This is a genomic window from Kitasatospora sp. NPDC005856 (assembly GCF_040629945.1).
GTDB lineage: Bacteria > Actinomycetota > Actinomycetes > Streptomycetales > Streptomycetaceae > Kitasatospora.
The window spans coordinates 152,962-166,409 of record NZ_JBEXWT010000001.1 but is presented as its reverse complement, the minus strand read 5'-3'; the positions used below and the strand labels follow the sequence as shown (position 1 = coordinate 166,409).

Sequence of the window (13,448 nt, the reverse complement as noted above, 5' to 3'; positions counted from 1 at the left end):
CCGCCCCGACGGACGGGTGTCGTATGCCATACCGCCCGCCTGGCCGCCACTCGGGGGGTCCGCCCGGGTGGTCCGGCGGTGGTCCGGCGGTGGCCCGGTCGGGCCCCCTTCGCTGCTCACGGCTCCTCGTCGCGGTCCCCATCGAGGGCCCCGCGGTGGGTCCTCACCGTGGGTCGCGCGACCCGGTCCCGGACGGGCCGCCCCGGCGTTCAGGGCGCCGTTCGGGGCCGCCCCCGGCCCGACGGTCACTCCGGCGCAACCGCTCCATCGGCACCGCCCGGACGCCACGGCCGCCTACCGGACCCCGCCGGCCGAGCGGCGGGCGGTAGCCGGCCCGGTCGAGGGCCTGCAGGTCGACCGGCGCGAGGTATTCGCCGAGCGCGGTGCGGTGCCACCACGCGCCGGTTTCCCGCAGTTCGCGCCAATCGGTGAACCGGTAGAGATAGAGGGTCGCCCGGACGTGGGTCGGTGGGGCGTCCGGGAACGGGTTGTGGCGCAGCAGGCGCAGGGTGGCCCGGTCTCCGGACAGCAGGCGGGCGACGAAGGGGAGGAACCAGGGGCGGGCGTAGGCCGGGGAGATGCCGGCGAACCACATCAGCCAGTCGAGCCGCAGGTGGTAGGGCGCGAACTGGCGCGGGCGGCGGCGCACGTCGCCGGGCTTGCCCTTGAAGCCGTACTCGCGCCAGACGGTGTGCCGGGTGGGCACCGCCTCGTCGGTGCCCTCGACCACCACCTCCTGGCGGAGCCGGTTGACGCTGCCGAAGGCGCCGTAGGTGTTGACGAGGTGCAGCCGGTTGAAGGAGCGGTTCATGGCCTGGCCGCGGGAGATCATGTTGCGCACCGGCCAGTAGCTGAGCACCACGACGGCGACGGTCAGCCCGATCACCAGCGCCTCGTACCAGACCGGGGTGCCGGGGTAGGCGCGGGCGTGGACGGGCAGGCCGAGCCGGTCCGGCTGGACGGCGGCGAGGGCGAGGGCGATGGTCAGCCAGTTGAGCCAGGCGAAGTTGCCGGACGCGACCAGCCAGAGCTGGGTGGCGAGGACGGCGCAGGCGGCGCCGCTCGCGATCGGCTGTGGCAGCAGCAGGCCGATCGGTACGACGAGTTGGACGACGTGGTTGGCGGCGGCCTCGACCCGGTGCAGCGGGGCGGGCAGGTGGTGGAAGAACCAGCTGAGCGGTCCGGGCATCGGCTGGGTCTCGTGGTGGTACCGGAGGCAGGTCAGGTCCCGCCAGCAGCTGTCGCCGCGCAGCTTGATCAGTCCGGCACCGAACTCGACCCGGAAGACCAGCCACCGCATCAGCCACAGCACCAGGGTGGGCGGGGCGGTGTCGGCGTTGCCCAGGAAGGCGGCGAGGAAACCGGCTTCGAGCAGCAGGGACTCCCAGCCGAAGGAGTACCAGGTCTGCCCGACGTTGACGATGGAGAGGTAGAGGACCCAGAGCACCGCCCACAGCAGGATCGACGCCCAGAGCGGGACGGCGTCGCCGAGTCCGGCCGTCACGGCGGCGGCGAGCGCGGCGCCGCTCCAGGCGACGGCGGCGAAGAACCGGTCGCTGTAGTGGAGGTGGAACAGTCCGGGCGAACGGCGGAACGGGACCCGGGCGGTGAAGCGGGGCACCGGCAGCATGCCGTCGGCGCCGATCAGGGCGCGGAACTGCGCGGCGGCGGCCAGGAATCCGATCAGGTAGAGGGCGGCGAGCAGGCGTTGGACGAGCAACCGGCTCAGCCAGTAGTCGGGGGCGGCGAACCAGTCCATGCGGCCCATGCCTACCATCCGGCCCCCGGGCGCGGGCCCGGTCGGGGCGGCGCAGCGGGGAGGGTTCACCCGCTCGGCCCGGGCCCCGGAGTCCGGCGGCCCTCGGCGGCCCTCGGCGGCCTCCCGGCCGACTCCCGCAGGCGCTCGGCCGAATCCCGACGGACTGCGGGCGGGCTTCCGACGGAAGCCCGGCGGCCTCCCGACCTCCTCCCGGCGCCGGACGGCAGCGTGGCGGGGTCCTCTCCACGGGGGTGAGAGGCGCCCCGCCACGGTGGTGGTCGGTCCGCACCGGCCGGGGTTCAGCCGGGCAGACCGGGTCCGGCCCCGCCGGGGACGGCCGGGCGGCCGGGCACGGAGGCGCCGCTCTGCTGGAGCCGGTCGACGAGCAGGGCCGCCAGCGTGCCGAGCTCCTCCTCGGTGCGGGACTGGGCGGTGATGTCCATGCCGACGGTGAGGACGCCGTTGATCCGTCCGGTGAGCGCGGCCCGCAGCGGGGTGCAGGTGAAACTGAAGACCTGCCGTCCGCGCTGCGCGTCGGGACGGGTGGACTGGATCCGGACGTCGTCGAGGACGGCGGTGCGACCGGTGTGGTACGCCTCCACGACGGTCTGTTCGAGGCCAGCGGCGCCGAGCTGCGGGTAGGTGGCGGCGATCGTCCCGTACGCCGTCGGCGCGCCGAAGGTGCCGGCGTGCTGGGCGTTGGCGTACCGGATCTCCTGGTCCGGGCCCTCGGTGAGCATGATGGGGAACGGCGAGCCGTCGAAGGCGGCGAACATCTCCTGGCGCTGGGCGAGCAGGCTGTCGCGCAGCCGGATCTCGGAGAGCAGCGCCTCGGCGAGGTGCTGGATGTCGCGCAGCCGCTCGCGCCCCCACTGCCGGGGTTCCCGGTCGAGGACGCAGACGGTGCCGATGACGGTGTTGGTGTCGTCGACGAGCGGGGCGCCGAGGTAGGCGCGGACGCCGAGTTCGTCCACCACCGGGTTCCCGGCGAACCTGGGGTAGGCGAGGATGTCGTCGAGGGCGAGGGGGGAGCGCTGGGCCACCACGTGCGGGCAGAAGCCGTGGCTCAGCGGCATCTCGCGGGTGGGGAGGTCGAACGCGATGCCGCGGTCCGCCCAGGACGATCCTTCCCCGGCCCCGGCGTCGGCCGAACTTGGCGGAATGTAGAGCCCCCGGAACATCTGGCGCTCGTCGTTGATGAAGTTGACCATCGCGATGGGAGCGCGCGTGATACTGGCTGCCAGGTGGGCGAAGCGGTCGAAGGCCTGGTCCGCGGACGGGTCGTTGAGCCCAAGGCCGCGCAGCCTGCGGGTTCGCGCGGACTCGCCGGAGGCACCCGGGAACTGGCCTTGAGTGCTCATCACATCAGTCATGGCGCACATGTAACCAGACATCAGAACGCCCGGCCCGGTCCGATCGACCGTTCCTCAGCCTTGCCGATGGCCCGTCAAAACTGCACGTGAACGACCGGTCGACCGACCGTCACGGAAGCGGAGATCGATTCCCGGCCGGGATCGGGGCGAAACCCTCACGGGTGGGGATGGGCCGAATCGCGCCAATCCAAGATCGACTATGGGATGCCCCGGCACCCCATACAACAATGAGCCCTGCCGAAGACACGGACGGTACCCGCCACCGGGACACCGCCCGGTGACGCATGCGCCGATCGCACCGGGGCGACCGGCCGGAACTCCCGCACACCCACTGCCCCCCGCGGGGGTTGCCGGAGCGGCATCGACGGCACGAACGGAGGCACGGCACCGCATCCACCGAGAGGACCGGAGCATGGCGATGGACTACTTCACCGACGACCGTCACGAGGACCTGCGCGCCGAGGTCCGTGACTTCGCGGAGAAGGAGGTGCGTCCGCGGGTGGCCAGGATGGAGACCGAGCGGAAGATCGAGTTCGAGCTGGCCCGGGAGATCGCCCGCCAGGGCTGGATCGGTGTGACGATCCCGCGGGAGTTCGGCGGCCTCGGCCTGGGGCACGTCGCCAAGACCGTGATCATCGAGGAGCTGGCCCGGGTCAGCGGGGCCGCGGGCTCGATCGCGCAGGCCTCCCAGCTGGGCGTGGCCAAGGTCCTGCACTACGGCTCCCAGGCCCAACGCCTCAAGTGGCTGCCGAAGTTCGCCTCCGGGGAGTGCCTGCCGACCATCGCCGTCACCGAGCCGGAATCCGGCGGGCACGTGCTCGGGATGACCGGCACCGCGGTGCGCGACGGCGACGAGTACGTGCTCAACGGCCGCAAGTGCTTCGTCGGCAACTCCCACATCGGGGACGTGCACGGCGTGGTCCTGCGCACCGGCCAGGGCAGTCGGGGCCTGTCCGCCTTCCTGGTCGAGAGCGACCGCCCCGGGTTCCGCACCGGCTCCCCCGGCTCGCAGAGCGGGCTGCACGGCTTCAGCTTCGGCGAGATCCTCCTGGAGGACTGCCGCGTCCCGGCCGGCAACCGGCTCGGCTGGGAGGGACAGGGGCTGGACGTCGCCTACTCCTCCTCCACCCTCTACGGCCGGATCAACCTCGCCGCCGTCGCACTCGGCATCCACACCGCGATCGTCGAGGACACCGTCCGGTTCGCCGAGGGGCGCGTCCTGTACGGCCAGTCGATCAACCAACTCCCGAACATCATGCTCAAGTTGGGTGAGATGCAGTCCCGGCTGATGACCGCCAGGCTCGCCGCCTACCACGCCTCCCACCTGCTCGACCACGGCCGCGCCTGCGACGCCGAGCTGATGAACGCCAAGCTCATCAACACCGAGTACGCGCTGGACTCGGCGCGCAACGCCATGGAGATCCACGCCGCCCGCGGCCTCCAGCCCGAGTTCGGCATCGAGCGCTACCTGCGGGACGCCACCCACGTCTACCCGCCGGCCGGCACCTCGGACGTCCAGCGGCTGCGGCTCGGGCAGTTCGCCTCGGGCACGTACGGCAAGCAGTGGTCGGCGGAGCTGTCCGACCTGACCAGCTGGGCCTGGAGCGAACTCTCCGCCCAGCGGGATGCCTCGGTGGAGAAGCCGCCGGGCAGGAGCGGACGGGTCCTGCCGATGCCACTGGCGGGCTGAAGCCCGCCCGCCGCGGCGCCACTTGACCTGTTCCTGGCGAATTCCCCGGACGGTCGTCCCCGCCCTCCGAGGACCGTCGGCGCCGTCGAGGCGAGGGCCGCGAGCTGCGGGTTCGCGCCGGCGAACCATCCGACCCGGGCTCCGTCGAGACGCCATCAGCCGTTCATTCCCGGCCAGTTGATATTGCGCCGACGGCACCGGGGGCTGATAGCGTTCCATGCCGTCGGCGGCCTGCTGCACCGCGCCGGGCCAGTGGCAGCCCGTCACCGGCTCCGGCACCCCGGCCTCGACTCCCTGAAGCCCGGCCGCCCCGTACGGGATCGACCCGCCACCCGGACCCACCGGTCCGAACCGGCGTCCCGGTCCCGCGACTCGGCCCTGCAGCAAGGAATCAGATGCCAGGCAAACCGGCCCCCCGCACGGGCCACCGCGCCGGCCGGTCCGGCTCCCTCCGCAGCCCGCTCCTCGCCCTCGTCCTCGTCCCCAGCCTGGGCCTCGCCGCCGCCTGGGGCTACGCCGGCTACCTGTTGCGGGACTCCGGACAGAACACCGCGCTGCTGGCCGGCAGCGCGGCCGTCGCGCTGGTGCTGCTGATCAGCCTGTTCCGTGGCGTGCGGACCGCCGTGGTCCTGTCCGCGCGGCTCTCCGCACTGCGGGCCGACACCTTCGCGCTCGCCCAGCAGGAGATCCCCGAGGTGGTCGCGCGGCTGCGCGCCGGGGAGCAGGTGCCCGCCCCGCCCGTCCGGACACCGTCCCGGCGGGCCGGCGACGACGTCCAGCAGACCTCGGAGGGCCTCGCCGCCGTCCGCCAGGCCGCGACCGCCGCCATCGTCCACCAGGCCCAGGGGCGCGAAGGGACGAAGAAGGTCTTCCTCAACATCGCCCGGCGCACCCAGATCCTGATCCACCGGCAGATCAGCATGCTCGACGCGCTGGAACGCGAGCACGAGGACCCGGAACTGCTGCGCGAACTGTTCGCGGTCGACCACCTGGCCACCCGGATGCGGCGCAACGCCGAGAACCTGGTCATCCTCGGCGGCGCCCTGCCCGCCCGGCGCTGGCGCAACGCCGTGCCCGTCGTCAACGTGCTGCGCAGCGCCGTCTCGGAGACCGAGAGCTACTCCCGGGTCGTCGTCCAGGGCGTGCCGCGCGTCTCGCTCGACGGGCAGGCCGTCGCCGACGTCATCCACCTGGTCGCCGAACTGATCGAGAACGGCACCACCTTCTCCCCGCCGTACACCCAGGTGCAGGTCTCGGCGCAGGAGGTCACCGGGGGCCTGACGGTCGAGGTCGAGGACCGCGGGCTCGGCATGACCGAGCAGGAGTACCAGCGGCTCAACGATTACCTGGCCGACCCGCCCGAGCTGGACGTCTCCGCGCTCGGCGACGACCTGCGGCTGGGCCTGTTCGTGGTCGCGCGCCTCGCCGCCCGGCACGACGTCCGGGTCTCGCTGCGGCCGTCCCCGTACGGCGGCACCCGGGCCGTGGTGCTGGTGCCCTCGGCGCTGCTGGAGCAGGCCGGACAGCCGGCCGCCGTGCCCGGGCTGCCGTCGGGGGCCCGGATCACCCGGGCCCCGGTGTCCGACGTGCCTCCGGGACAGGGCGGGCAGGCGGGGGCCGGGGGCGGTGCGGGTCCGGGTTTCGGATCCGACCCCGATTCGGGTTCCGGGCCCGGCGGCCTCGGAGAGGAGCCGTCGGGCGCGGCGGACGGGGGGCTCGGCGGGCCGCTGGACGGGATCCAGGGGGCTCCGGGACCCTTCGGGGCCCCGGGGGCTCCCGCCGTCCTCTATGCCGCGCACGACCCCCGGACGGGCTCCGCGGGGCCCGGCGGTGCCGCCGGTGCCGGTCGTGTCGATGCGCCGCCCGCCTACGGGGGTCTGGCGGTCGGAGCCGAGATCCCCGGACTGCCCGGCGCCGTGGTCGTGCCCCGGCCCGTACTGCCGCGCATGTACGACCTGTCGGGCAGCCCCGCGGGGAGCCACGCCGCCGGACCACCCACCGGCGGACCCGTCGTCCGCTCCACCGGTCGCCAGGACAACGGCCCGGACAACGGCCCGGACGGCGAACCGGACGGCGAACCGGACGCCCCCCGGGTCCTGCCGCGGCGGGCCCTTGACGCCGGGACGGGCGCACCGTCCGCCCCGCGGCACGCGCCTGAGGGCGGTGAGCGGTGACGACGCGGCGCACCGGATCCCGGCGCCCTCCGGCTCTCCCCGCTCCCGTGCACGGAGGCCCGGAGACGCAGGATCACGGTGAGGCCCCGGCAGGGGCGGGCCCGACCAGGACTCAGGCTTTCGCGTGGACCGGGTGCAGCTCGGTGAGCGACTCGACCAGCGGGGCCAGCTCGGGGACCTCGGTGGCATCGGCCAGCGTCGACTCCAGGGCGGCGTCGTGCACCGGGCGGGCGGCCGTCAGCAGGTCACGGCCGTCGGGCGTCAGCTCGGTGTAGATGCCGCGCCGGTCGTCCGCGCAGAGGAAGCGGCTGAGCAGGCCCCGGTCCTCCAGACGGCTCACCAGTCGGGTCGTCGCGCTGCTGCTCAGCGCCGCCGCCCGCGCCAGCTGCTGCATCCGCATGTGCCAGCCGTCCTGGCGGGAGAGCGCGTCCAGCACCGTGTACTCAACCACCGAGAGCTTGAACTCGGCCTGGAGAGCCTTCTCCAGCGCGGTGTCGATCATCCCGTGCAGCGCGGCGAGCGTCCGCCAGCCGCGGGCTCGGATCTCGGCCGCATCGTCGCGGATTCCCATGACTCGCCCACCCTTCCGTCGCGCTGCTCGTACCGTGTGCCGGACGAGCCCCGTGCGAGGTCTCGTCCCGTGTCTTCCTACGACAAGTATGCCAGTTGGCGCGGAATACCGGTCTGTGCAAATAGTTCGACTTATACCCCGTCGGCTTCTCACCCACCCCGGGTGCAGGTGTCCTCTCACCCCTCCCCGGACCAGGCCGCCGCGCACAGCGCCGTGGCCAGTTCCTCGGTGTAGGAGGCCGCAGTCAGCCAGGCGGTGGCGAAGGCCTCGTGGTCGTCCGTGACGATCCGGCCGAAGACGTCGCGCTGCCGGTTGGCCGCAGTGGCCCGCAGGGCGTCGAGGAGTTCGGCGGCCGTGACCAGCCCGGCGGCGCGCAGCAGAGCGCGGTCGGCCGTCGACGAGGCCTCGCTCGGGGCGAGGGCGTGCCGGCCGGTGGTGACCGTCTGCTCGATCCGGCGCCCGAGTACGTGGACGGGCGGGCCGTACGGCGCCGGGGCCTCCGGCTCGTCCCCCGGCTCACCGCCCGGATCGTCCGCCGGGCCGGGCCCGGGCGCGGTGGCGGAGGCGGAGGCGGAGGCGGGCCCCGCGAGGTCGGCGGTCTGGAGGCGTTCGAGGCCGAGGTTGACCCGGCCCGCCCGGTCCGCGGGCAGGGTGAGCGGGTCGGGCTCGTCCGGGGGAGTACCGATCGCGAGCAGGCGCAGCTCCGGGCGGTCCGCGCGCTCCAGGCGGCCGATCACCCGCAGCCGCAGGCCGGGCGCGGTGGCGAGCAGCGCGAGGTTCGCCCGGAACGGCAGGTCGGGGTGTTCGTGCGCCGGGCGCAGGACGACCACCGGACCGCCCTGGCAGTCCGGACCGCTCTCAGCGCCCGACGGGCCACCCGCCGTGCAGCGCGCCAGCAGCTGCGGTGTCCCGCCCGGGCCGCAGGGGGCGGTGCCCAGCAGGGTGACGTCCAGGAACAGCAGGTCGCTCCCGGCCGGGCGGCTCTCGTACGGCAGTTCCTGCGCCGCGAGCGCCCGGGCCACCTGGGCGGGCGCCGGTTCGGACCAGAGCCGGGCGGCCGGCTCCGCCGTCCACGCCGTGCCCGTCGCACGCACCGCCCGTACCGAGGCTCCGGCGCCCAGCCGGCCGCCGGTGGACCTGGTCGCGCCCTGGACGGCCAGCCCGGCCCGGCTGAACTCGCGGTGGCTGAGCGCGGCGTCACCCAGCCGGACCGTCCGGTTGCCCGCCCCGACCGCCTGCGGGACGGCGGCCGCCACGTCGTCGTGCGGCATCACCTCGGAGATCGTGCCGAGGCGCCCGGTGGCGTCCACCGCCCAGCTGACCGCGCCCGCGTGCGTCGCCGTCAGCACCGGCTCGGCGAACAGCCCGTAGAGCCGCAGGCTCCCCTCGTCCCGGTAGGCCTGGCGCGCGGTGCCGCGCAGTTCGGCGACCGGGGCGGCGCCGGAGACCAGGGCGGTGGTGAGGCCGAGCAGTTCGCGCAGGCCGGCCACCAGGTCCACCAGGCGGTGGTCGGGAGCGCCGGAACGCGCCGCCCGGACCCTCGTCGCGACGGTGACGGCCGCCGCGGCCGGGCGGTACAGGCCCGCGAGGCGCGCCCGGTGGGCAGCGCGCAGCAGCTCGGCCTGGGAGACGGCGCCCGCCCCGCTCACCCCGGCGGCCAGGACGGCGGCCGCGGCCGCGTGGAGGTGGCGGGCGGCGGCGAGTTCGGCGGCGGTGAGCGGAGCCGGCGCCGGCTCACCGGCCGGTGCCTCGGGCGCTTCCACGGCCGCCGGGCCGGTGCCGCCCTCGGGCGCGGGCTCGGCCCCGGACACAGACCCGGGCTCGGGCTCGGGCTCGGGCTCGGGCTCAGGCTCGGCCTCAGGCTCGGGCTCGGCGAGCGGGCAGAGGGAGACGGCGGCGGCCCGGTGCACACAGGCCGGGGCCAGCAGACAGCCGCAGCGGACATCGGCCTCCGCCGCGACCACCCCACCCGGGGCGTGCAGCACGAGCACCGTCTCCTCGTCCACCTCCACCCGCCACTCGTCGCCCTCCCGGGCCACCGGACGATCCGCCAGCTTCGCCGCCGCACCGTCCAGCCTCTTCTGCAACCGGGCGCTCAGCCCGGCCACCACCTCGGCGACCACCTCGGGCCGCACACCCGGCCAGTCACTCGTCCGCGCCGTCACACTCATCGCACCTTCTCCCCCACCCAGCGGGCCAGTTCCAGCGGGCTCAACGCCGCCACGGGCATCCCGGCCGCGACCAGTTGGCCCGCGACCGCCTTCGAGTAGCGGGCCGTCCCGGTGTCGTCCAGCGCCGCGCAGCCGAGCAGGTGCACGCCGGAGTCCACCAGCGCCCGGGTCTGGGCCAGCAGCCCGCCGACCGGCCCGCCCTCCTCGAAGTCGCTGACCACCGCGATCAGCGTGCGGGACGGCACCGTCACCAGCTCCCGCGCGTAGCGCAGCCCGCTCGCGATGCTGGTGCCGCCGCCGACCCTCACCTCCAGCAGCAGGCTCAGCGGATCGTCCACCCGCGCCGTGAGGTCCAGGACCTCGGTGGAGAAGGCCACGAAGTGGGTGCTCAGCGAGGGCACCCCGGCCAGGATCGAGGCCGTCAGTGCGGCCCACACCGTGGAGGCCTCCATCGACCCGGAGACGTCCACGACCAGGATCAGCCGCCAGTCGTTGGCCTGCCGCGCCCTGGTCCGGAAGACCGGGCGCTCGGGCACGATCAGGGTGCCGCCGTCCGGCGCGGGCCGGGCGGTGGCGAGATTGGCCCGGATCGTCCGGTCCAGGTCCAGCCCGCCGCCCGGGCGGCGGGACGGGCGCGGCACGGCGATCCCGGTCAGCGCCGGGCGCAGCCTGGTGGCCAGCTCCCGGCTCAGCTCGTCCACCAGCCGCCGCACCAGCGGGCGCAGCCGGGCCACCCGGGCCTCGGGCAGACCACCCGCGTGGTCCAGCACGGTGCGCAGCAGGTCGACGGACGGGCGGACGGCGGCGGGGTCGATCGTCTCCAGGACGTCCGTGCGGCCCTGCGCGACGGCGGCGGCCAGCACCTCCTCCCGCACGCCGGGGCCGAACAGCGACTCCAGTTCCTCGGCCCACTCCCGCACGCCGGGGTACGGGGCCTCCCGCCCGCCCCTGCCGGCCCGGCTGTCCAGACCCGGGCCCGAGCCCTCGCCGTGGCCGGTGCCGTACAACTCGTCCAGGGCGGTGGCGAGTCGGGTACCGCGCCCGGTCAGGCCGCCGTTTCCGGGGCGGCCGAGGAGCAGCCGCCAGCGCTCGGCGGGGGCGAGGGCGTGAGGTGAGGAGGTCGCGGAGGTCGCGGAGGTCGCGGAGGTCGCGGCGGGGCGCCGGTCGGGGAGCTGTTCCGAGGCCGCGGGCGGCGACGCGGCCGTCGAGGTGTCCACGGCCGTCGGGGTGTCCACGGCCGTCGGGGGCAGGAGGCCGCGGCGGGCGAGTGCCGCACGCGCCGCGAGGTCCGCCCGCACCCAGCCGGCGAGCACGGCGGGGCCGGCCTCCTCGGGCAGCGCGGCGAGCCGGGTGCCCAGGCGCTCCTCGACCAGGGCCAGCAACCGGTCGCGGGCGGCCGGACTGAGCGTGTCGAAGCCGCCGCGCAGTGCGGGCAGCCGGTCCAGGAAGGCGTCGTCGGGCAGCGAGGTGACCCGCTCCAGCACCGGTTCCAGCGCCTGCGGCGCGGAGTCGAACAGCCCCTCCGCTGCCGTCAGCAGACCGACCAGCGCCCGCCCGAGCGCCCGTCGCGCCTCCGGACCGGTCGCGCCGTCCACCCACGAGGCGGCCCGACCGCCCAACACCTCGGCCGGCTCCTGCCCGAGCAGCACCCGGACCGCACCGGCCGCGCCCCGCACCAACGGGCTCCCCTGCTCGGCGAGTTCGGCCAGCACGTACGCCAGCCGTACTCCGCCGAGCCGGTCCGCCCGCCGCACCAGCTCGACCAGCGCCCGCGCGTCCCGCGGATCGTCCGACCCGCCCACGCCCTCCAGCTGCCGTACGGCGGCAACGGTGAGCAGTTCCCCGGCCGCGGCGAGCACCGATCGGCCCGCCGGAACGTCGCCGCCGGAACCGTCGCGGCCGTCGGCGGCCGGGGCCGCACTGCCGGACGCAGAGGCGACGGCCTCCCCTCCTCCCGAAGCGCCACCACCGACGGCGGGCTCCTGCCCTCCCGCCGGGGTGTACCCGGGGAAGTGGCCCGCGCTCAGCCGGTCGACGAGCGCCAGGGCGTCGAGGAGGTCGGGGAGGGTGGCGGAGGTGGGGAGGACGGCGGCGAGTTGGGCGAGGCGGGCCTCGGCGAGGGCCGGGAGGGCGCAGGAGGCGGCGGCGGTGAGGCCGTCGAGGATCTCGCGCGGGGCCGGCTGGTCGGTGAGGCGGGCGCGTAGGGCGCCTTCGGCGGCCTGTGCGGGGGTGACGCCGCGGGTGCCGGCGACGGTGAGCATGGCGGCGGTGGCGGGCGTCCAGTGCAGGCGCCAGCGGGTGCCGAGGGTGTCGGTGCCGCCGGCGCCGGTGGTGGCGACGGGCTCGGCGTAGGGGACGTCGCAGGCGGTCAGCCGGTGCAGGAGGATCTCGCGGCGGCGGTCGAGGTCGCTGCGCAGCGGGTCGAGGCGCAGGTCGCGCGGGCCGGGGTCGGCGGGGCCGGGCAGGCCGAGGTCCGCGAGGAGCCTCTCGGCGGCGGGGGCGAGGCCGCTGCGCGGGGCGGCGGGGGTGGGCCGGCCGGTGCGGGTGCCGACCAGGACCTGTTCGAGGGCGCGGGCGACGGCCCGGCCGCGGCCGAGGGGTTCGCCCTGGGCGAGGACGGTCTGCACCGCTTCGACGAGTTCGCCGCGGCCGGGAGCGGCGTGGCCGCGCAGCCGGGCGAGGTCGCCGGCCAGGCGGACGATCTCGCGGGCGTCGGCCGGGCCGCTGGGGTGGTCCTGGGTGCGCAGGGCGGCGCAGATCCGGACGGCGGTGGTGGTGAGCGCCTCGTTGAGGCGTTCCTGGTCCCCGCCGGCGTCCAGGACGGCGTGCTGCCATTCCGGGTCGCGGATGCCCGCCGGGTAGCCGGAGCGGGCGTCGAGCAGCGGGTAGGTGTACGGGATCAGCGACAGGGCGTGCCCGGGGTCGTCCGGGCGCGGCGGCTCCTCGGCGGCGAGCGGTCCGTCCAGCAGCGCGGGGGCGTGGAAGGCGCCGACCACGGCGGCGACCCGGCGCCCGCCGGCCGACGCGGCCTGGACGCGGGCCCGCATCCAGGCCTCGCGGCGCAGGTCGTACGGGTCGACGCCGGGGCCGGTCTCGGCGTCCCGGCGCAGTGCCCAGCCGACGAGCAGGGCGGCACGCCGGACGGCCTCCGGGGTGGAGCCCGGGGCGGCCGTTTCGACCAGACGGTCCCACAGGTCCTCGTCGGAGTCCCGGCCGGTGAGGCGGTGGCGCAGCGCGTCGGCGACGCCGGGTGCGTCCGGGCCCCCGTCGGTGCGCCCGCGCTCCCCGGCCCGCGCGGCGGCGCGGTGGGCGAGCGGGAGGTCGCAGGCGACGGCCTCCACCCCGTTGCGCCGGGCCCAGCGCAGGGCGGCGAGCTCCGGGGAGAAGTCGGCGAACGGGTAGAAGGCGGGCCCGGCCGCTTCCTCGGGCCCGGCCGGGGCCGCCGCGAGGGCGACCGGGGCCAGGGTGGCCTCGTCGGCGAGCCATCCGAGCCAGGGCTGGAACTCGGCGGGCAGCTCGATCAGGACGGCGTCCGGCCGGGCGGCGTCGAGCAGCGCGGGGACGACCGCGCTGAGGGACGGCGCGTGGTGGCGCACGCCGATCAGGTAGGGCCCGGGGCGACCGGTGCCGGAGGCGGCCAGGCGGCGGGCCTCGGCCCGGACCACCCGGTCCGCGTCGTCCGGGCGGGGGATCTCCGCGCTGCTCATCGG

At 75.8% G+C, this 13,448-nt stretch carries 7 protein-coding genes; 2 read left to right on the top strand and 5 right to left on the bottom strand.

What is annotated here, in order from left to right; genetic code table 11:
* Positions 1-163 precede the first annotated feature (163 nt).
* Both ABZ449_RS00665 and ABZ449_RS00660 read right to left on the bottom strand, forming a co-directional pair.
* The gene (locus ABZ449_RS00665) at positions 164-1,759 is read right to left on the bottom strand and encodes a lipase maturation factor family protein (RefSeq protein ID WP_360338758.1); all 1,596 of its coding nucleotides are present in this window, start codon (positions 1,757-1,759) and stop codon (positions 164-166) included.
* A 299-nt stretch (positions 1,760-2,058) separates the two neighbouring features.
* Positions 2,059-3,132, bottom strand: coding sequence for a GAF domain-containing protein (locus ABZ449_RS00660; protein ID WP_360337771.1), 1,074 nt, complete (start codon positions 3,130-3,132; stop codon positions 2,059-2,061).
* Between the two features lie 418 nt (positions 3,133-3,550).
* Between ABZ449_RS00660 and ABZ449_RS00655 the strand changes: the two genes are divergently transcribed.
* Together ABZ449_RS00655 and ABZ449_RS00650 are read left to right on the top strand one after the other, a co-directional pair.
* Entirely contained in the window at positions 3,551-4,822 is a 1,272-nt protein-coding gene (locus ABZ449_RS00655; protein ID WP_360338755.1) for an acyl-CoA dehydrogenase family protein, read from the top strand.
* Between the two features lie 395 nt (positions 4,823-5,217).
* Positions 5,218-6,996, top strand: coding sequence for an ATP-binding protein (locus ABZ449_RS00650; RefSeq protein ID WP_360337768.1), 1,779 nt, complete (start codon positions 5,218-5,220; stop codon positions 6,994-6,996).
* 112 nt (positions 6,997-7,108) lie between these two features.
* On the opposite strand, the gene ABZ449_RS00645 is transcribed toward ABZ449_RS00650, so the two are convergent.
* The 3 genes from ABZ449_RS00645 to ABZ449_RS00635 all read right to left on the bottom strand — a co-directional run bounded on the left by ABZ449_RS00645 (position 7,109) and on the right by ABZ449_RS00635 (position 13,445).
* Positions 7,109-7,567 (bottom strand): MarR family transcriptional regulator, encoded by a 459-nt coding sequence (locus ABZ449_RS00645; protein ID WP_360337765.1) that lies wholly within the window; start codon positions 7,565-7,567, stop codon positions 7,109-7,111.
* Positions 7,568-7,743: 176 nt separating this feature from the next.
* Positions 7,744-9,738 carry a hypothetical protein gene (locus ABZ449_RS00640; protein WP_360337762.1) on the bottom strand — a complete coding sequence of 665 codons (1,995 nt, stop codon included), beginning with the start codon at positions 9,736-9,738 and terminating at the stop codon, positions 7,744-7,746.
* Positions 9,735-13,445 carry a DUF5682 family protein gene (locus ABZ449_RS00635; protein WP_360337759.1) on the bottom strand — a complete coding sequence of 1,237 codons (3,711 nt, stop codon included), beginning with the start codon at positions 13,443-13,445 and terminating at the stop codon, positions 9,735-9,737. The genes ABZ449_RS00640 and ABZ449_RS00635 overlap by 4 nt, the downstream gene beginning before the upstream one ends.
* Positions 13,446-13,448: the final 3 nt, after the last annotated feature.

Coding starts and splice junctions, on each gene's coding strand:
- ABZ449_RS00650 (WP_360337768.1), top strand. CDS start 5,218: ATGCCAGGCAAACCGGCCCCCCGCACGGGCCACCGCGCCGGCCGGTCC.
- ABZ449_RS00660 (WP_360337771.1), bottom strand. CDS start 3,132: ATGACTGATGTGATGAGCACTCAAGGCCAGTTCCCGGGTGCCTCCGGC.
- ABZ449_RS00640 (WP_360337762.1), bottom strand. CDS start 9,738: ATGAGTGTGACGGCGCGGACGAGTGACTGGCCGGGTGTGCGGCCCGAG.
- ABZ449_RS00665 (WP_360338758.1), bottom strand. CDS start 1,759: ATGGACTGGTTCGCCGCCCCCGACTACTGGCTGAGCCGGTTGCTCGTC.
- ABZ449_RS00655 (WP_360338755.1), top strand. CDS start 3,551: ATGGACTACTTCACCGACGACCGTCACGAGGACCTGCGCGCCGAGGTC.
- ABZ449_RS00645 (WP_360337765.1), bottom strand. CDS start 7,567: ATGGGAATCCGCGACGATGCGGCCGAGATCCGAGCCCGCGGCTGGCGG.
- ABZ449_RS00635 (WP_360337759.1), bottom strand. CDS start 13,445: ATGAGCAGCGCGGAGATCCCCCGCCCGGACGACGCGGACCGGGTGGTC.